Source organism: Massilia niabensis (genome assembly GCF_042655085.1).
In the GTDB taxonomy this organism is placed as follows: Bacteria; Pseudomonadota; Gammaproteobacteria; order Burkholderiales; family Burkholderiaceae_D; genus Telluria; species Telluria niabensis.
Genome location: NZ_JBHSMU010000008.1, coordinates 58758 through 77211, shown reverse-complemented (window position 1 = coordinate 77211; position 18454 = coordinate 58758). Strand labels below are relative to the sequence as shown.

At 65.5% G+C, this 18454-nt stretch carries 15 protein-coding genes and 1 tRNA gene; 3 read left to right on the top strand and 13 right to left on the bottom strand.

Annotation, left to right across the window (positions count from 1 at the left end; all coding sequences use genetic code 11):
• Positions 1 to 104: 104 nt before the first annotated feature.
• The 10 genes from ACFPN5_RS07285 to ACFPN5_RS07240 form a co-directional block, all read right to left on the bottom strand.
• Positions 105 to 1379, bottom strand: coding sequence for an MFS transporter (locus tag ACFPN5_RS07285; RefSeq protein ID WP_379781616.1), 1275 nt, complete (start codon positions 1377 to 1379; stop codon positions 105 to 107).
• Between the two features lie 40 nt (positions 1380 to 1419).
• Positions 1420 to 1986, bottom strand: a complete 567-nt coding sequence (locus tag ACFPN5_RS07280; protein ID WP_379781614.1) for a hypothetical protein — start codon at positions 1984 to 1986, stop codon at positions 1420 to 1422.
• Between the two features lie 122 nt (positions 1987 to 2108).
• Positions 2109 to 3206, bottom strand: a complete 1098-nt coding sequence (locus tag ACFPN5_RS07275; protein ID WP_379781612.1) for a patatin-like phospholipase family protein — start codon at positions 3204 to 3206, stop codon at positions 2109 to 2111.
• Positions 3207 to 3260: 54 nt separating this feature from the next.
• Complete coding sequence (pth, locus tag ACFPN5_RS07270; protein ID WP_379781610.1) at positions 3261 to 3845, bottom strand: aminoacyl-tRNA hydrolase; 585 nt, start codon at positions 3843 to 3845, stop codon at positions 3261 to 3263.
• 120 nt (positions 3846 to 3965) lie between these two features.
• Positions 3966 to 4562 carry a 50S ribosomal protein L25/general stress protein Ctc gene (locus ACFPN5_RS07265; RefSeq protein ID WP_379781608.1) on the bottom strand — a complete coding sequence of 199 codons (597 nt, stop codon included), beginning with the start codon at positions 4560 to 4562 and terminating at the stop codon, positions 3966 to 3968.
• 281 nt (positions 4563 to 4843) lie between these two features.
• A complete protein-coding gene (locus ACFPN5_RS07260; protein WP_379781606.1) occupies positions 4844 to 5794 on the bottom strand; it encodes a ribose-phosphate pyrophosphokinase in 951 nt (316 codons plus the stop codon).
• A 146-nt stretch (positions 5795 to 5940) separates the two neighbouring features.
• A tRNA-Gln gene (locus ACFPN5_RS07255) sits at positions 5941 to 6017 on the bottom strand.
• A gap of 67 nt (positions 6018 to 6084) precedes the next feature.
• A complete protein-coding gene (ispE, locus tag ACFPN5_RS07250) occupies positions 6085 to 6966 on the bottom strand; it encodes a 4-(cytidine 5'-diphospho)-2-C-methyl-D-erythritol kinase (RefSeq protein WP_379781944.1) in 882 nt (293 codons plus the stop codon).
• Positions 6967 to 6968: 2 nt separating this feature from the next.
• Positions 6969 to 7595 (bottom strand): outer membrane lipoprotein LolB, encoded by a 627-nt coding sequence (locus ACFPN5_RS07245; RefSeq protein ID WP_379781604.1) that lies wholly within the window; start codon positions 7593 to 7595, stop codon positions 6969 to 6971.
• A 34-nt stretch (positions 7596 to 7629) separates the two neighbouring features.
• Complete coding sequence (locus tag ACFPN5_RS07240; RefSeq protein WP_379781602.1) at positions 7630 to 9444, bottom strand: tetratricopeptide repeat protein; 1815 nt, start codon at positions 9442 to 9444, stop codon at positions 7630 to 7632.
• A gap of 98 nt (positions 9445 to 9542) precedes the next feature.
• Between ACFPN5_RS07240 and mutM the strand changes: the two genes are divergently transcribed.
• Genes mutM through mutY form a run of 3 tightly spaced genes read left to right on the top strand, consistent with a single transcriptional unit; the run spans position 9543 to position 13444 of the window.
• A complete protein-coding gene (mutM, locus tag ACFPN5_RS07235) occupies positions 9543 to 10388 on the top strand; it encodes a bifunctional DNA-formamidopyrimidine glycosylase/DNA-(apurinic or apyrimidinic site) lyase (protein WP_379781600.1) in 846 nt (281 codons plus the stop codon).
• A 21-nt stretch (positions 10389 to 10409) separates the two neighbouring features.
• Positions 10410 to 12329, top strand: a complete 1920-nt coding sequence (locus ACFPN5_RS07230) for a dynamin family protein (protein ID WP_379781598.1) — start codon at positions 10410 to 10412, stop codon at positions 12327 to 12329.
• Positions 12326 to 13444, top strand: coding sequence for an A/G-specific adenine glycosylase (gene mutY / locus ACFPN5_RS07225; RefSeq protein WP_379781596.1), 1119 nt, complete (start codon positions 12326 to 12328; stop codon positions 13442 to 13444). The genes ACFPN5_RS07230 and mutY overlap by 4 nt, the downstream gene beginning before the upstream one ends.
• On the opposite strand, the gene ACFPN5_RS07220 is transcribed toward mutY, so the two are convergent.
• Genes ACFPN5_RS07220 through ACFPN5_RS07210 form a run of 3 tightly spaced genes read right to left on the bottom strand, consistent with a single transcriptional unit; the run spans position 13441 to position 18371 of the window.
• Entirely contained in the window at positions 13441 to 14580 is a 1140-nt protein-coding gene (locus tag ACFPN5_RS07220) for a deoxyguanosinetriphosphate triphosphohydrolase (protein ID WP_379781594.1), read from the bottom strand. The genes mutY and ACFPN5_RS07220 overlap by 4 nt on opposite strands.
• A 10-nt stretch (positions 14581 to 14590) precedes the next feature.
• Positions 14591 to 16249 (bottom strand): bifunctional shikimate kinase/3-dehydroquinate synthase AroKB, encoded by a 1659-nt coding sequence (aroKB, locus tag ACFPN5_RS07215; RefSeq protein ID WP_379781592.1) that lies wholly within the window; start codon positions 16247 to 16249, stop codon positions 14591 to 14593.
• 1 nt (position 16250) lies between these two features.
• Positions 16251 to 18371, bottom strand: coding sequence for a hypothetical protein (locus ACFPN5_RS07210; protein ID WP_379781590.1), 2121 nt, complete (start codon positions 18369 to 18371; stop codon positions 16251 to 16253).
• Positions 18372 to 18454: the final 83 nt, after the last annotated feature.

Here is an 18454-nt window from a genome sequence, read left to right as displayed (position 1 = left end):
GCCCGTAACCCCACATTGTAACCGGGGACGGCGTTGAATGCCGCAAAAACAGGCGCATGCGCGGCACCGAAGGGCGCCGCGCCCTGTCCGCCAGCGCGGCTGCCTCAGGAGCCCTCGGGAGCTGCTTTCACAGCCGCGCGCTCCCGGATTTCCCGGTTCACCTGATTGACCAGGAAGCCCCCTGCGATGGTGGTCGCCACCAGCACCCAGCCCACCCGTTCAAATCCATGCAGCCTGCCATCGGCCCCGATGCTGACGAGGTGCCCTGCCACAACCGCGGCCACGCCGCCCGACAGTTGCTGAATCGACGCACTGATCGCGTTGAAGGAACCGCGCATCTGCGGTTCAGGCACCGACGCGGACATCGCCTGGTAGGGAATCATGCGCGCGAAAATCCCCAGGAACATCACCACATTGATCAAGACGAGCACCGGCAGGGACGCGGTCGTCAGGTTCGTGTAAATCAACACCATGACGATCGTCACTGCGCTACCGGTCAGGAAGACGGGCATCCTTCCGGTGGCGTCGACCATTTTTCCAATGAGCGGCCCGGCGACAATCGTACAAATACCGGTCAGCAGATAGATCGTCGGTAAGTCGCTGTTGGCAAGCCCCAGGTTGTTGACAACGAAAAGGCTACTGAAGGGCATGATCATGAAGCCGCCCGTCGACAGCAGGACGGTGGTGGCGAAGGCGGGAAGGTGGCGGCGCGCCGTGATCGTGGCGCTCAGGTGCCTGGCCGGATGCACGTCCTTTGCATCTTTTAAGTGGGCTGTCACGGGCTTGAGGCGCCACGCCACCAGAACGCCACCCACACCGCCCAGGGCGACCATCAGGTAAAACGGGGCATGCCAGTCCCAGTGGTTGGACGTAAACAGCGCCAGCGGCAGGCCCAGGACCTGGCTGGCGGCGAACGCAGTCTGGATAATGCCCATCACGCGCCCGCGCAGGCCCGGGCTGTATAAATCGGTTGCGATCGCAAGCACCACGGAGCCGATGACGCCGCCAAACAATCCGGTGGCGATACGGGCGCAGAGCAGCGCTTCGAAGGTCCGGGCAAGACCGCACCATAGGGTCGCGGCCAGGAAGCCGACGTAAAAGAACAGCAACAATTTCTTGCGGTCGAAGCGGTCGGCAAACCCGGCGGCAAGCAGTCCGCTCAGGCCAGCGCTGAACGCGTATGCCGAGACAATTATGCCAAAGCGCGCCGGGGTGATGTCCAATGCGGGAATGATCAGCGCGCCGAGCGGGGCCATGATCATGAAGTCGAGAATGACGGCAAACTGCAGGAAGGCGAGCAAACCAGCCACGACTTTCTGGTAACCGGTGAACTGGCTTGCCGCAGCCGGTTCTAGCGGTACTTTTTTTCCTTCGGACATACGTTTCCTTTTACGGCTTTCCGCACGGTCCTACATCATGCTAATGAAGATCGGCATCCAAATCGCGAGGATCAGTCAGCGTGATCAGGCCCTTTGCGATGTACAGCACGATGAGAATGCCAACGATATCGCCAGTGATCATTGCTACAAGCGCAGTCCAGTCCACCAGCCCGGTCTGCACCCACATGAAAGCATGGTGGGAAACGGGACTCACGACCCCACACAGCACCCCCGTCAACAAGAGCCGCTGCGCTGTCAGGTTCCTGAGACGCGGCCCTAAATCAAACCAGTGTTTCGCGAAAAGATAGGCGAGGTAGGGGCCACCCGCCGCGGCGACTGCACCACTCGCCGCACGAACGTCCTCGAAGGCGAAATGGTGGAAGTTGAGGTAGAGGCTTGCCAGGAGCAGGCCTACGAAACCGGCGAAGCCAAAAAGCAGCGTTGCCAGAAGGCGGACTCCGGCCGGGAGGAAGACCCAATTGACCCCGCTACTTTGCTCGAGCCGAATGAACAGCAATTCATTAATCCAGTTCAGCCCGATAAACGAAATGATCGTGATGCCAACGTATCCGAGATGCTTTAGGGCTTTTTCTTTCAGGTCGGCCATTGTCGTGTGAAGTGACTTAAAGTAACTGATATTGTTACATATTGGAAATGCATTGCAAGCTCAATAAGATAAACGGCGGCTCCGCTATTCGACCCAAAGTGGCTCAGCTCAGTCTCAAGCGCTCACACGGCGCGCAGGCGCGACAGGTCGGGCCGCTCGACGAAGGCAGCGAGCTCGTCGCGCAGCCGGCCACCCTCCCCCATCGCCTGCCCCCATGCGCGGATGCGCGCATCGTGGTCCAGTCCGAAGTGCTTGAAGTCGGCGCGGTCAGGCAGCTTGGCGCGCGGCAGCTTTTTCACGAATTCCGGTGACGGCGCCACGATCAGCACATTGTCGAGCCAGCCGCGGTTCGGCCCGCGCGCGCAGCGGCGCCAGGGCATGGCCTTGTCCAGCCAGCCGGGTACGATGTGTTCGTTGAAGTGCGGGTAGAGCACGATCGCGTTCGGTTCTTCCCGCTCCAGGCGCGCGTAGGGCAGCGCGAGGTGGTAATCGATGATGCCGCCGTCCCAGTAATGCCCCTGCGGTGCCCCCTCGATGCCGGTCACCGGCTGCATGATCAGCGGCAGCGTGCCCGACGCGAGCAGGCTCGATGCCAGGTTGCTGCGGGTAAGCGTGGCGAAATGGGTAGCGAAGCCATCGAAGGCCTCCCGGAGCCAGCCCGCCTGCGCGCGCGGGTCGGCAAGCACAACGCGCTCGAGCAGGCCGCCCAGGCGTGCGCGCGATGCAAAATTGGTCAACGCAGCGGCGGCAAACCCGCGCATCTCCGCGCGCCGGTGCGTCGGAGATGCCAATGCGCCCTTGCCGCGCACAGCCAGCAGGTGCAGGCGATGCTGGGGGTGGGCCAGGATATCGTCCTCGTGGCCGCTGACGAATTCGTGCAGGAAGCCCTGCACCACCTCGTTGATCTGGCGGGGACTGGGCTTGGTGGTGGTGTAGCGCTGGCTGGCATACAGGCTGCCCAGCCGCTCGAAGGCGCGCACCGGATCGCGCTGGCAGGCGGCGGCCATGCGCCAGGCGCCGATCGAGGAACCGATCAGGGTGCGCTCGCGCGGGTGGCTGGGCAGCCACTCGCCGAACATGTACTGGTCGAGCTTCTGGAAGATCAGGCCCTTGGGGCCGCCGGCGGCGGCCGGGATGACGGCAACGTCCCGGGCACGCAGGCCGTGCGCGCGGATCTGGGCCAGCGCGCGCGGCCCGGCGTGGAAGGTGAGAGCACTCATGCGTGGAATTATCGCAGGACGGGCGGGTTCGCGCCGGTGCTGAGAGCGACCGGTTCAGGCCGTGTGCAGCCGCATCGTCGCCGTATCGAACTTGCCTTCGACCGCCAGCGGGATGATGTGCAGCGCCTTGTCGATCGATTCCTCGATCAGCGATTGCTCGTCCTTGCGCGGGCGGTGCAGGACGAAGTCGGCCACGCCCTGCTGCAGGTTCAGGCTGCGCGGGTGGCCGATGCCGAGTCGCAGGCGCCAGTATTCCTGGGTGCCGAGGCTTGATGTGATGTCCTTCAGGCCGTTGTGGCCGCCCGAGGAGCCGCCCTTTTTCAGCTTGGCCACGCCCGGCAGCAGGTCGAGTTCGTCGTGCACGACGAGCACTTCGTCGGGGTTGATCTTGTAGAAGCGCGCCAGCGCGCCGACCGACTGGCCGGAGCGGTTCATGAAGGTCAGCGGCTCGAGCAGCCAGACTTCGTTGCCGCCGATCGAGGTCTTGGCCATCATCGCGTTGAAGCGCGATTCGCGCTGCAGGCGGCAGCCGGGCAGGCTGTTGGCGAGGTTGTCGACCAGCCAGAAGCCGGCATTGTGGCGGGTTTGTTCGTATTCTGGGCCAGGGTTGCCGAGGCCGACGATGAGGCGGATGGACATAGCGGTCGCGTCAGGAAAAAGAGGATTATCGCCGAAATGGGGCGCAGGAATTAAAAAACCCGCCGGCTTGCGCGCGGCGGGTTTTCGCTTTCTATCGCCGCTTGCGCGGCGAATGAAAAATTACTTCTTCTCTTCGGTCGCAGCGTCAGCCGAGACGGCGCCACGTGGGATCGACGAGGTGACGACGGTCAGGTTCTGGCCGTGGGTCAGCGCGGTCACGCCTTCTGGCAGGACCAGGTCGCCGGTGTGGATCGACTGGCCGGCTTCCAGGTTGGCCAGGTCGACTTCGATGAACTCAGGCAGCTTGCCTGGCAGGCAGGACACGTCCAGCTCGTTCAGCACGTGCGAGATGACGGCTGCGCTCAGCTTGACGGCTGGCGAGGTCTCGGCGTTGATGAAGTGCAGGGCGACCTTGGTGTGGATCGGCTGCGATGCGTCGACGCGCTGGAAGTCAGCGTGCAGGACCAGTTGCTTGTATGCGTGCATCTGGAAGTCACGCAGCAGGACTTGCTGGGTGGCGCCTTCGATTTCGAGGTCCAGCACGGAACCGTGGAAAGCTTCTTTCTTGAGCGCGTGCCACAGGGCGTTGCCGTCCAGGGAGATCAGGACCGGGGCAGCAGTGCCACCGTAGATGATGCCTGGGGTCTGGCCAGCCTTGCGCAGGCGGCGGCTCGCTCCGGTGCCCTGCAGGGTGCGGTTGAATGCAACTACTTTCATGTGAAACTCCATAAGTTTGGGATCGCATGCAGGTATTCCTGCCCGATTTCCCGGTTGTGCCCGCCCCCGCGACCAGGGGCTGGCTTGGCTGAGCGCCAACTACGCACTCAAGAAAAAACGAATTCTTTTAACGGTACAACGGCGCGCCGGGCTCGAAGCCGGGCGCGCCGCAAATCTGAGAGCGTCTCACAAAACTTTCAGGGCAAGGCGCATCGTCGAAGACAGTACGCTAGTACGGCGAGACGATGCAACGCCGCCATGGAAGTTTTTGAGGCGCTCTCTTAGTCGACGAACAGCGACATGACGGAGTCGCCCTTGACGATACGCTTGAAGGTTTCGGCCAGCAGCGGTGCACAGGTCAGCTGGCGGATCTTGCCGCATGCGCGGCCGGCTTCGCTCAGCGGGATGGTGTCGGTCACGACCAGCTCATCCAGCGGCGAATTGGCGATGCGCTCGATCGCAGGACCCGACAGGACCGGGTGCGTGCAGTAAGCAACAACTTTCTTGGCGCCGCGCTCTTTGAGCACTTCAGCCGCCTTGGTCAGCGTGCCGGCGGTGTCGACCATGTCGTCCATGATGACGCAGTTGCGGCCTTCGACTTCACCGATGATGTTCATGACTTCCGACACGTTCGCCTTCGGGCGGCGCTTGTCGATGATCGCCAGGTCGCAGCCGAGGCGCTTGGCCAGCGCACGGGCACGCACCACGCCGCCGACGTCCGGCGACACGACCAGCAGGTCGTCGTAGTTGCGCTTTTGCAGGTCGCCCAGCAGCAGCGGCGAGGCGTAGATATTGTCGACCGGGATGTCGAAGAAACCCTGGATCTGGTCGGCGTGCAGGTCCATGATCAGGACGCGCTCGACGCCGGCTTCTTCGAGCATGTTGGCCACGACCTTGGCCGAGATGGCGACGCGTGCCGAACGCGGACGGCGGTCCTGGCGGGCGTAACCAAAGTAAGGAATGGCGGCGGTGATACGGCCGGCCGATGCGCGCTTGAGCGCGTCGACCATCAGCATGATTTCCATCAGGCTGTCGTTGGTAGGTGCACAGGTCGACTGCAGGACGAAGACGTCCTTGCCACGAACGTTCTCGTTAATTTCGACCATGACTTCGCCGTCGGAGAACTTCGAGACCACGGCTTTACCGAGAGGAATACCGAGGCTTTTCGCGACCCCTTCTGCTAGCGCCGGATTAGCGTTGCCGGTAAAAACCATCAGGTTTTCGTAAGCCATGGGAGTTCCAGAAGGTGAAGTTGATTCTTGAAAAACAATCAGCCGGCTATACCGGCTGATTATGCGCTTAAAGACAGGCCGCGGGAGCGGGTACCGCCTGATTCATCCGCTGGACGCATACGCATCGACAGTCCGGACAAAACGAATGGCAGGGGAACAAGGATTCGAACCTTGGTATGCCGGAATCAAAATCCGGTGCCTTAACCAGCTTGGCGATTCCCCTACGCAACTTACAGCTTGCCGCAACATTTAACTACTTCGTCAAACCCTGCGACAGGCAAAATTTTATTCTACAACTCATTGTTTTGCAAGAGCGATTTCATCGGGTGTCGCTTCAGCGACCGGGCTTTCCACGCTCGCCAGTTGCCGGGCACCTGCCCCAACACCTGATCCGCTTCAGCCTCGCCTGGCATCGCGCAAAACACGCAGGCACCAGAACCAGTCATCCTCGCCGCACCGTACTCCCCCAGCCACTCGACCGCTTGACCTACCGGCGGGAATAAACGGGACGCTACTGCTTGCAAATCATTTTTCCCGAACTCATTTAATAAATGTGCTGCAGGAAAGTCCGCTATTCTAACGGGCTTCGTGTCGCGCGTCAAATCCTCTGCGGTAAAAATTGCAGGCGTAGGTACGGAGACGCCTGGTTCGATCACGACATACCAGCAATCCGGGCCCTCCACCGGCTGCATCGCCTCCCCTACCCCTTCGACAAATGCGGTCTGGCCGTAGATGAAGAACGGGATGTCGGCGCCCAGCGGCAAGCCAATGTCCATCAGCTCGGCATCGGTAAAACCGGCCTGCCACAGGTGGTTGGCGGCCATCAGCGCGGTGGCGGCGTCGGACGAGCCGCCGCCGAGCCCGCCGCCCATCGGCAAGATCTTCTCTACCGCTACGGCGATACCCGGTGCCGCGCGCCCGTGCCGCTCCTGGTAAGCATCGGCCAGGCGCCGCAGGGCGCGCACGATCAGGTCGCTCTCTTCCGGCACGCCGGGTACGTCAGTGGTGCGATTGACGCGCCCATCGCCGCGCAGGTCGAAATGCAGCGTATCGCCGCGGTCGATCAATTGGAACACGCTTTGCAGCAGGTGGTAGCCGTCGGCGCGGCGGCCGACGACGTGCAGGAACAGGTTCAGTTTGGCCGGGGCCGGGCAATCGTGCAGCGAAGTCATCGTCATGAGGCCGAATTGATCGCGATACGGATCGACAATTCCTCGGTCGTGGCGGTAGCGCTGCGCTCGGCATGGATGACACTCGGGGTCGGCGCGGCCGCCTTCTGGTTCCAGGAGACGAAGCGCAGGCGCCAACCGTCGGCGGTGAACACCTCGTTCTTCGCCGGCGAAGCGGCAAAACGCTTGCCGTCCGTGCCCGTCGCATACCCCTGCAGCCAGTCGCGCAGGCCCGAGACCGGCAGCGACCAGCCGAGCGCCTGCGAGGTCAGGGTATCGATGTCCTTCGCGCTGCGCGGCGCCTGGTTGGCCTGGGTCAGCGTCGCTTGCTGCGGCGTGACATTGATGGTGGCGACGGTCTGGCCGGTGGGCGAAACGAGGGTGACATCGATGCGCCCCGGTTGCTGCGACCACTCGAAGTTGCCGGTGACCGAGCCTGGCTGGCCATCCTTCTGGTAGTTCACCGACAGGCGCCCGCCCAGGTCGATGGTGTCGCGGTAGGCGCCGACGCTCGCATCAGCGCTGGTGCCCGGCTGGTTGCTGGTGGTGGCGCAGCCGGCAAGGACGGCGGCAATGGCGAACAGGGAGAGACGACGGGCAATCCGGCAAGTAAGCGGTCGAGTAAGCGGCATTGGTCAGGAAGAGAGTTGAACAGAGGGCATTATTTCACAGCGACTGGCGCAGGCGCGCCAGCGTGCTGCGCAGCGTGCCGTTCTGCGGGTCCTTGGCGCGCGCTTCGCGCCACAGGTTGCGGGCGTCGGCCTGCATGCCCTTCTGCCACAGCACTTCGCCCAGGTGCACTGCGATTTCCGGATCGCGGCGCAGGCCGTAGGCGCGGCGCAGGTGGGCTTCGGCGGCATCGAGGTTGCCGAGGCGGTACTGCACCCAGCCCATGCTGTCCATGATGAACGGGTCTTCCGGCGCCATCGACAGCGCCTTTTCGATCAGGGCGCGCGCCTCTTCCAGGCGCACGTTGCGCTCGGCCAGCGAATAGCCGAGGGCGTTGTAAGCATGGTGGTTGTCCGGCGCCAGGCGCATCACTTCGCGCAGCGTCGCTTCCATGACGTCGAGGTGGCCGGTCTTTTCGGCCAGCAGCGCGAAGTCGTACAGCAGGTCGGGGTTCTTCGGGAAACGCTTGGCGGCCGCCTGCATCAGCGTGAAGGCCTGTTCGGCCTGGCCGGCGTCGCGCAGCACCTGCGCTTCGGCAGCGGCAACCTGGGCCTGGGCGGCCGGGTCCGCCGGTTTCAATGAGGTCAACAGGCGCCGGGCGGCCGGCACGTCGCCGCCCTTGCCGAGCAGCTGGGCACGGCGCAGCTGGACGCCGAAGACGGTCTTTTCGTCGCCTTCGGGCAGCTTGTCGAGCCAGTCGACGGCCGCCTTCAGGTCGCCGCGCTCCTCGGCCAGCTGCGACAGGATCAGCAGCGCTTTCGACGGGTCACGCTCGTCGTTCGGGTTGCGCCCCAACACGTCCACGAAGCGCGTGAAATAGCGTTCCGCGCCGCTCGGGTCGTTCAGCTGGGTCGACAGCACGCCGAGGGCGTACAACGTGGTGACATTGTCCGGCTGCTGCTTGTCGAGCAGCAGGAACTCGGTCCGGGCTTCCTCGAACCGCTTGTCGTTGACCAGCATGCGCGCGTAGGCGGCGCGCACCTCGCGCGCCTCCGGATGGGCGGCGATGAAGCCCGTGAGGATGCCGCGCACCTGATCGTCGTTCTCGCTCGCCTGCGCCAGCGTCAGCACGGCGATCTCGGAGGCCGGCGCCAAGGCCAGCGCTGCGCGCGCTTCGCGCACGGCGCCGGCCTTGTCTCCTTTCCCTATCAGCCCCTGCGCCAGCACGACATGGCCTTCGAGCGTGTTGCGGTAGGGCGCGATCAGGCGCTCGAGCATCGCGCTTGCCGCCTCCTTGTCCTTGGCACGCGACAGCAGTTGCTGCACCTGGTACAGCACGATGCCGCGCGCATTCGGCGGCGTACCTTCGAGACGCTTGCGGAAGATGGCTTCGGCATCGGCGATATTGTCGGACAGGATCACCATCCCCAGATAGTATTGGGTGGCTTCGTCCGATTGCGGGTCGAGCTGGCGCCACTGGCGCACGGCGGCCAGCGTGTCTTCGGGCTGGCGGGCGGCCAGCGCCATTTCGGCAGCGCGGCGCGCCAGGCGCGGATCGCGCGTCTGCTGCGCCAGGCTCAGCATGGTGAGATAGGGGCCTTGCCAGTCGCCATTCCGGAAACCGAACTCGGCGCGCAGCAACTGGTTCAGCAAGGCACTCGTCAGTGGGACTTTCGGCAGCCGCGCGCGTTCCGCCTCGGCGCTCGCCTTCTCCGCCGCCAGCGCCGCCGCTTCGGCAGCCTCGGGCGTGACCGCAGCCGCTTCGGCGGCAGCGACCTGCGCCGCCATTTTGCTTTCGGACTGGGGTTGTGGCGCCACAGCACACGCCGACAGCACGCCGGAGAGAGTTACAATGACGAAAGCGTTTTTCAAGGCAAGTCCATGTGTCGAGTGATGTTCGATTCTACGCCGGAGTCCAAAAGCGCGTGCGACCCCGCAACACGAATTTACAAGAATTTTGTCAAATCTTCATGCCTGAACTCCCCGAAGTAGAAGTGACCCGGCGCGGGGTCGCACCGCACCTGGAAGGCCGCGTGGTCGAACAGGTCGTGTTTCGCCGCGAGGGCCTGCGCTGGCCCTTCCCTGCGCACATTGCCGAGCTGCTGGTAGGCCGGACGATCCTGCACGTCCGGCGGCGCGGCAAGTACCTGCTGGTCGGGTTCGAGTCCGGCACGCTGATCGTCCACCTCGGCATGTCGGGCCACCTGCGGGTGCTGCCGCCCGGCGTGGAGCCGAAAAAGCACGACCATTTCGACCTTGTGGTGACTGATGGAGCCGTGCGCCCGGGGTTGCGTCAAGTACTGCGCCTGCACGACCCGCGCCGCTTCGGCGCCGTGCTCTGGCACCCCCACGACGATGGCGACCTCGGACAGCACGTGCTGCTGCGCGGCCTGGGCGTCGAGCCGCTCGAGGACGGTTTCTCGGCCGAGCTGCTGTACAAGGCGACGCGCAAGCGCAGCGCGCCGATCAAGCAGGTGCTGCTGTCGGGCGACATCGTGGTCGGAGTCGGCAACATCTACGCCTGCGAGAGCCTGTTCCACGCTGGTATCAGCCCGAAGACGGCGGCTTCGCGCATCAGCCGTGCCCGCTACGAGAAGCTGGCCGCAGCCATCCGCACGGTACTGGCGGACGCCATCGTGCAGGGCGGCAGCACACTACGTGACTTTATTGCCGTAAATGGCCAATCTGGATATTTCCAGCAGACATATTTCGTCTATGATCGTGCTGGAGTGCCTTGCCGCAACTGTGGCGCGCCGGTGCGCCAGATCAAGCAGGGGCAGCGGTCGACGTTTTACTGCGCGACCTGCCAGCGGTAAGCAAGACGACTGGGCGAAGACATGCAAGACATTGAAGAATACGGCGCTTGGCGCGCCGCCATCGGAACGGGGCTGGACGACTACCGCGCGGCGCTGGCGGCATTCGACCTGTCGGACGCGGCGACGCAGCAGCGCACGGCGCAGGCAGCGGCGCGCCTGCGCGACGACCGCCTGTCGGTGGCCTTCGTCGCCGAATTTTCGCGCGGTAAATCCGAGCTGATCAACGCGATCTTCTTCGCCGATTACGGCCAGCGCATCCTGCCCTCCTCGGCCGGCCGCACCACGATGTGCCCGACCGAGCTGCTGTATGAGGCGGCATGGGAACCCTGCATCCGGCTGCTGCCGATCGAAACCCGGGCCCAGCAACTCTCCACCAGCGATTTTCGGGAAGATGCATCGGCGTGGACCGTGCTGCCGCTCGACCTGGACGCGCCCGCCAGCATGACCGAAACCTTCCGCCAGGTCAGCATGACGCGCCGCGTGAGCCCCGAGGAAGCGCAGCGCTACGGCCTGTACGACCCGGAAGACCCGGAGCTGGCGGACGCGGTCGGGCCTGACGGCCTGGTCGAGATTTCACAGTGGCGCCACGCGATCATCAACCTGCCCCATCCGCTCCTGAAACAGGGCCTGGTGATCCTCGACACGCCCGGCCTGAACGCGATCGGCACCGAGCCGGAACTGACGCTGAACCTGATCCCGAACGCGCACGCGGTGCTGTTCGTGCTGGCTGCCGATACCGGCGTCACGCGCAGCGACATCGAGGTGTGGCGCACGCATATCGGCGCGGGCCCCGGGCGCATCGTCGTACTCAACAAGATCGACGCGATGTGGGACAGCCTGCGCAGCGACGCCGAGAACGAAGCGGAGATCGCGCGCCAGCAGGCAGGCGTGGCGCAGCAGCTTGGCTTGTCGCCCGACCAGGTGTATCCGGTGTCGGCACACAAGGCGCTGGTCGGCCGCATCCAGGGCGACATGGACCTGTTCGAGCGCAGCCGCCTGGGTGCACTCGAAGCGGCGCTGATGCACGGGCTGATCCCGCAAAAGCGCGCCATCATCGGCAAGCAGCTGGCCGAGGACCTGGCGGAGATCAAAAAAGCCCAGGCAAGCGCGATCGCAGGGCGATCGCGCAGCCTGGTCGAGCAGCTGCAGGAACTGAAAAGCCTGCGCGGCAAGAACCAGACCGTGCTGGCGCACATGATGCGCCGCATCGAGGCCGAGCGGAAGGATTTCGACGCCGGCCTGCTGCGCCTGCAGGACGCGCGCACCCGCTTCGCCACCCTGTCCGCCAACCTGTACTCGACACTCGGCACCGACGCCCTGCATCGCCAGGCCGACGCGGTGCGCGTGGCGATGCAAGGGGTGCGCTTCGCGACCGGCATGCGCGTCCCGGTGCGCGGTTTTTTCGATGCCGCACGCGCCAGCCTCGACGCCGCCGGCAGCCAGGTGGCTGAAATCGGCGCGATGACGGACGCGATGATGCGCGGCTTCGCCACCGAGCACGGTTTGACCATGTCGCCGTCGATGCCGCTGTCCCTTGGCCGCTACCGCGAGGAGATCGACGCCGTCGAGGCGCTGTACGCGCGCCAGTTCGGCACCGCCACCCTCCTGATGACGAGCCGCGCGACCCTGCTCGAGCGCTTTTTCGATTCGATCGCCTCGCGCGTGCAGCGCACCTTCCGCGCGGCGAACGCCGATGTCGAAGCCTGGCTGAAGGTGATCATGGCGCCGCTGGAATCGCAGATCCGCCAGCACAAGGAACAGCTGCGCCACCGCCTCGCCTCGATCCAGCGCATCCACGACGCCACCGACAGCCTGGAGCAGAAAATCGCCGCTTTCGAGGCCAGCCAGGGAACGCTGGAAGGACAGCGCCGCGAGCTGGCGCTGCTCGCCGATGCCGTGGGCGCGCAGCTGGCCGAACCGGCGCTGCGGGAGGCCGCGTGAAGCGTTTGACCGAATTCGGCTTGACGGAATTGAATGAGCTGGCCGACCCCACCTTTTCCGAGGCGGTGGTCACCTGGCAGCGCGCGCACGGCCGCCACACCCTGCCCTGGCAAAACACGCGCGACGCCTACCGCGTGTGGCTGTCCGAGATCATGCTGCAGCAGACGCAGGTGGCCGCCGTGCTCGGCTATTACGCGCGCTTCCTCGAGCGCTTCCCGACCGTGCAGGACCTGGCCAGCGCGCCGATCGAAGAGGTGATGGGCTACTGGAGCGGCCTCGGCTACTACACCCGCGCGCGCAACCTGCATGCCTGCGCGGTCCGTGTGGTGCAGGAATACGGCGGCGTGTTCCCGGCCGACCCGGCGCTGCTGGCCGACCTGCCGGGCATCGGCCGCTCGACTGCCGCCGCGATCACGGCGTTCTCGAACGGCACCCGCGCTGCGATCCTGGACGGGAACGTCAAGCGCGTGTTCGCGCGGGTATTCGGCGTCGAAGGCTATCCGGGCGAAAAGCGCATCGAAGACGGCTTGTGGCGGCGTGCCGACGCGCTGCTGCCCGAAGAAGGCATCGAATCGTACACGCAGGGCCTGATGGACCTGGGCGCCACGCTCTGCACCCGATCAAAGCCCGATTGCGGCCGCTGCCCGGTACAAAGCCGCTGCGTGGCCTTCGCCACCGGCCGCACGGCGGAGCTGCCGGTGCGCAAACCGAAAAAGGCGTCGCCGGAAAAGCGCGCCGACATGCTGGTCGTGATCCACGACGGGCAGGTGCTGCTGGAGCAGCGGCCGGGCAGCGGGATCTGGGGCGGGCTGCTGTCGCTGCCGGAGGTCGATGGCCATGTGGGCATCGACACCCCTATTGACGCCGGGCTGGCGCTGTCAACGGCCCTGCCGCGCTTCGGCGACGTGGAGGAAGTACAGGCGCTGCTGCCGCTGGTGCATGTGTTCACGCACTACAAGCTGTTCATCCATCCGCACAAGGTGACGCTGGCCGCGCGCGGGGCGACGCCGGCGGGACACGTGTGGGTCAGTCTGTCGGAGGTGGGAGACGCAGCGCTGCCGGCGCCCGTCAAAAAGCTGCTGCTGGACCTGGCGCGGCCGAGTTTGTTCGGTTAAAGCTCATCCAGCGAAAAAATCCGCTTGTGCTCGCGGATCGCATACCGGTCCGTCATTCCCGCAATGTAATCGGCAATCTTGCGCGCCTGCCGGTGCGTGTCGCCGGCAGCGACCTGGTAATCCGGCGGCAGCAGCACCGGGTCCGTCATGAAGGCGTCGAACAGCTCGCGCACGATGCGGCTGGCTTTTACCCGCATGCGGTTGACCTTGAAGTGGCGGTACAGGTTCGCGTACAGGAAGCGTTTTAAAGCCGTGGTCTCGGCACGCATCCCGTCGGAAAAGCGGATCAGCGGGGGCGCCGTGCGCACGTCGTCGATGCCCTGCGGCGCGGCGTCCAGCAGGAGCGCGGCCGAGGTCCCGACCAGGTCGGCCGTCATCGCCGTGATCATCAGGCGGATCGTCTCGTACACCGCGCGCCGTCCCGGCAGGCCCGGGTACTGCGCTTCCACGGCGTGGCGGTGGCGCGCGAACAGCTCGACCTCCATCATCTGCTCCATCGTGAGCAGCCCCGAACGCAGGCCGTCGTCGATGTCGTGGTTGTTGTACGCGATCTCGTCGGCCAGGTTGGTCAGCTGCGCCTCGAGGCTGGGCTGGCTCCTGTCGATGAAGCGCTGGCCCAGCTCGCCCAGGGTGCGCGCATTGTTCAGCGAGCAGTGCTTGAGGATGCCCTCGCGCGTCTCGAAAGTCAGGTTCAGCCCGTCGAAGGCACCGTAATGCTCTTCCAGGTGATCCACCACGCGCAGGCTCTGCAGGTTGTGCTCGAAGCCGCCGTAGTCCTTCATGCAGTCGTTGAGCACATCCTGGCCGACGTGGCCGAAGGGCGTGTGGCCGAGGTCGTGCGCGAGCGCCGTGGCCTCGACCAGGTCTTCGTTCAGGCGCAGGCTGCGCGCCAGGGTGCGGCCGATCTGCGCCACTTCGATCGAGTGCGTCAGGCGCGTGCGGAACAAATCGCCCTCGTGGTTCAGGAAAACCTGGGTCTTGTATTCGAGCCGCCGGAAAGCGGTGGAGTGGACAATGCGGTCGCGGTCGCGCTGGAATTCGCTGCGCGAGCCGGGCGCCGGCTCGGGAAAGCGGCGCCCGCGCGACTTCGACGAATGCGCCGCATACGGGGCCAGGTTGCAGTCGAAATCGATCATCCGAAACTCCTCATTCGTCGCTGTTGGCCGCCACGCAGCTGGACAAGGTGGCGCGCAGCAGCTCATGCGGCACGCTGGTGATGCTCGGGCTGCCCAGCGGCTTAAGCAGGATGAACTTGATCGCCCCGCCCTCGTTCTTCTTGTCCACTTCCATCAGCTCGATCCAGCGCGCCTCGCCCAGGTCCGGTGCTGCCGTCGGCAGCCCCGCAGCGGCAACCAATGCGCGCACGCGCTCGACTGCGGCGGCGTCGATGAAACCGAGGCGCTGCGACAAATCGGCCGCCATCACCATGCCGCAGCCGACCGCTTCGCCGTGCAGCCATTCGCCATAGCCCAGGCCTGCTTCGATCGCGTGGCCGAAGGTGTGGCCGAAATTGAGCACGGCGCGCAGGCCGCCTTCGCGTTCGTCCTTGCGCACGACTTCGGCCTTGATCTCGCAGGAGCGCGCGATCGCATGCGACAGCGCGGCCGGGTCGCGCGCCATCAGTTTCTCGATGTTCGCCTCGATCCAGTCGAAAAATGCCGCGTCGAGGATGGCGCCATGCTTGATCACTTCGGCCAGGCCCGCCGACAGCTCCCTGCCTGGCAAGGTCGCCAGGGTGCTGGTGTCGGCCAGTACCGCGCGCGGCTGGTAGAAGGCGCCGATCATGTTCTTGCCGAGCGGGTGGTTGATGCCGGTCTTGCCGCCCACCGAGGAGTCGACCTGCGCCAGCAGGGTGGTCGGAATCTGCACGAAGGGCACGCCGCGCATGTAGCTCGCCGCGGCAAAGCCGGTGAGGTCGCCGATCACGCCGCCGCCCAGCGCCACCAGGGTGGTCTTGCGGTCGCACTTGTTGGCCAGCAGCGCATCGAAGACGGCCATCAGCGAGCCCCACTGTTTGTGCTCTTCGCCGTCGGGCAGGATGATCTCCACCACCTCGCGCCCCGCTGCACGCAGCGGTGCGGCGACTTTTTCCAGGTAGAGCGGCGCCACCGTCGTGTTGGTGACGATGGCGACCTTGTTGCCGCCGATGTGGCGCGCGAGCAGCGCGCTGTCGTCGATCACGCCGGGGCCGATGGCGATCGGGTAGCTGCGATCGCCGAGGTCGACGTTGAGGTTGAGGTGTGCTTGTTCGTTCATCGATGTCGCCCTTGCGCGCCGGGCGCGCCCTCCTTCGAGCGCTTCCAGCTGGTCCAAAATGGTCTGAACCATCGATTGTACGTTAGGTCGGCCGGTATCGATGACAAGGTCGGCGATCTCGCGGTAGAGCGGCTCGCGCTGGGCCAGGAGTTCCTCGAGTTTCCTGCGAGGATCGGCCGTCTGCAGCAGCGGGCGGTTCTTGTCGTGCGCCGTGCGCTGCAGGATGCTGCTGATGCCGGCACGCAGGTAGATCACGGTGCCGCGCTCGGCCAGGTAGGCCCGGCTGGCGGGGTCGAGCACGGCGCCGCCGCCGGTGGCCAGCACGACGCCGCGCTGGCTGGTCAGTTCGCGGATCATGTCCGCTTCGCGCCGGCGAAAGCTCGCCTCCCCCTCGATTTCGAAGATCCAGGGGATGGTGGCGCCGGTGCGCGCCTCGATCGCATGATCGGAATCGATGAAGCGCTTGCCCAGGCGGCGCGCGATTTGCCGTCCGATGGTGGTCTTGCCAGACCCCATCAGCCCGACAAGGAACACATTTTCGGATTTCACATCAGTTGGCGGTGAATTTGAACTCCGTAATCTTACCTGTTGGCGTCTTGGTCTGGAGCGAAAAATCGCCTGGGGCACAGCTTGCGTCCGGCGTCACCGTGAATTGGTGGACGGTGCCGCCGCTGCTGCGGGTCGACGTGAGCACGGCAGGCGACACCCCGGCCACCGAGAGCTTGTTGGCCGATACCACCGACACCGTGGTGCCGAATGGCAGCGGATTGTTGTTATCGTCCGTCAGGCGCACCGCCAGTTGCTGGGGCGCGCAAGAGGCGCCGGCAGCGCCGGGAACCGGGATCGTGGCGCCCGCCGTGTACACCGTATTGGCGCAAGCGCCGTTCCGGCACAGCTCGGTGATCCGCGCGTACGAGCCGCTGAACACGACTTCGATCGAGCTGCGCAGGTAGTTCAGGCCCCACTTGCCATCGCCGGCCGCGGTGTACGACGCGTGACCGTAGGGGAAGGGTCTGTCGCCCGCGAGCGCGTTGTAGACGCCGTCGCCCTGGGTATCGAGGAAGGGATCGCCCATGTCGTCCCCGGGGACCGGGAACGGCTCGCCGCCGCTGACGCAGGTATCGACCAGCGGCCGGTACACCGCCGGCACCTTGCCGCTGGCGTCGACATAGTTGGTGCAGCTGTACTGGCCGTCGCCGTTCAGGTCGACGAAGTTCTCGATGCCTTGCGCGTAAGCGAGCACCGTGACGCGGCCGTCGGCAGGACGGAAGTTCTGGGTCACCAGTTCGACCGTGCAACCGTCGCCATCGGTGACGCAGCCGCCCTGGGCCGGGGTACCGACCGCGCCGCCTTCGGTGACGAAATTGACGGCGGTGCCGTCCGAGACCGGGTTGCCATACTGGTCGGCCATGCGCACCGTGATCTTCACGCGGGTACCGTCGACGTTGCCGCCCTCGACGTTGTAGTGTTCGGCGCTCATCGACATCGCGCGCTGGATCGGCAGGCCGGTCGAGACGATCAGCGTGTCCGACAGGCCCGTGATGGTGGCGCCATTGCGGCTGGCCGAGGCCAGCACGCGCACCGGCGTCGGGATCGTGCCCGAAGACACCATGGTGCTGACGTTGCCGGACGCATCGGTCGTCGCGCGGGCCGGGCTCACCGCCAGGCCGCCGATACTGGTGGTGGTGCTGAAGTCGACGTCGACCCCGGCCAGGCCCTTGCCCTGCTGGTCGACGACGCGGAAGGTCAGCTGGGCCGACTCCGAACGCCCCTGGCCGCCCGACCCCTTGAGCACGATCGAGGTGCCCGTAAGGCTCGCTCCCGAGAACTGGACGGCGCCGATGTTCGCGGCGCTGACGTCGAGCGCGATGGTCTGGCTCGAGTTGCCGATCGACGCCGTGATCAGGTCGCGGCCGCGCGTGCAGCCATTGTTGGTGTAGGTCGCCACCTGGACGCCGTTGCTCATTCCGCTCGGGACCAGGGTCGCGGTGCCGTCGCCCACGCACAGCGAGCTCAAGGCAAGGCCGGTCGACTCGGTGGCGGGTTTGCCCGCGCTGCTGACCGGGATGTTCAGGGCCAGCGTGGAGAATGCCGGCAGGCTCGCCTTGGGGGGCTCCACGAACGCCAGCGTGCCGACCGTCAGGGGCGCGGCGCCGATGGCCATGTTCACGCTGGCGCTGCCGGTCTTGCCTTCGACCACCGAGGTAGCGCTGACCGCCGCCGCGCCCGACACCGTGTAGCTGGCCGGCTTGATCGTTACCACGGCCACGCCGTTGGCGTCGGTCAGTGCCGAGCCGGTTTCGGGCGTGAAGCTCACCAGGCCCTGCGTCGTCGTGGCGAACTGGACGATCGCACCGGCGGCCGGCTTGCCGGCCGGGGTCAGCACGGTCGCCTTCAGCGTCCCCGCCTGGCCGCCCGACAGGCTGGTGACCGTGTTGCCGGAACCATCGACCATGACCAGGCTGACCTTGGTGTCGGTCGCCACCGGCGTGGTGACGGTACCGCCGGTGCCGCCGGTGCCGCCGCTACCCGAGGCGGCCGGCACCGCGCCAGGGTCGCCTCCACCGCCGCCGCAGGCGGAGAGGACCGCCGCGGCGATCAGGGTCAGGGCTGCCGTGCGTTGGAACGCGGCAGTGGAAGTGCGTACGGTGCGAGTCGGGATGTGCTGCATGATGGTTCCAGTTATTGTTGATTGTTTGGTTTGTCAGGCGATGCAAACGGCATGGATTGCGGTCCCTGAAACGACACAGCGAC

Bases quoted from the DNA above. Each gene is read 5' to 3' on its own strand.
- ACFPN5_RS07285 (WP_379781616.1), bottom strand. From the start codon at position 1,379: ATGTCCGAAGGAAAAAAAGTACCGCTAGAACCGGCTGCGGCAAGCCAG.
- ACFPN5_RS07280 (WP_379781614.1), bottom strand. From the start codon at position 1,986: ATGGCCGACCTGAAAGAAAAAGCCCTAAAGCATCTCGGATACGTTGGC.
- ACFPN5_RS07275 (WP_379781612.1), bottom strand. From the start codon at position 3,206: ATGAGTGCTCTCACCTTCCACGCCGGGCCGCGCGCGCTGGCCCAGATC.
- pth (WP_379781610.1), bottom strand. From the start codon at position 3,845: ATGTCCATCCGCCTCATCGTCGGCCTCGGCAACCCTGGCCCAGAATAC.
- ACFPN5_RS07265 (WP_379781608.1), bottom strand. From the start codon at position 4,562: ATGAAAGTAGTTGCATTCAACCGCACCCTGCAGGGCACCGGAGCGAGC.
- ACFPN5_RS07260 (WP_379781606.1), bottom strand. From the start codon at position 5,794: ATGGCTTACGAAAACCTGATGGTTTTTACCGGCAACGCTAATCCGGCG.
- ispE (WP_379781944.1), bottom strand. From the start codon at position 6,966: ATGACTTCGCTGCACGATTGCCCGGCCCCGGCCAAACTGAACCTGTTC.
- ACFPN5_RS07245 (WP_379781604.1), bottom strand. From the start codon at position 7,595: ATGCCGCTTACTCGACCGCTTACTTGCCGGATTGCCCGTCGTCTCTCC.
- mutM (WP_379781600.1), top strand. From the start codon at position 9,543: ATGCCTGAACTCCCCGAAGTAGAAGTGACCCGGCGCGGGGTCGCACCG.
- ACFPN5_RS07230 (WP_379781598.1), top strand. From the start codon at position 10,410: ATGCAAGACATTGAAGAATACGGCGCTTGGCGCGCCGCCATCGGAACG.
- ACFPN5_RS07220 (WP_379781594.1), bottom strand. From the start codon at position 14,580: ATGATCGATTTCGACTGCAACCTGGCCCCGTATGCGGCGCATTCGTCG.
- ACFPN5_RS07210 (WP_379781590.1), bottom strand. From the start codon at position 18,371: ATGCAGCACATCCCGACTCGCACCGTACGCACTTCCACTGCCGCGTTC.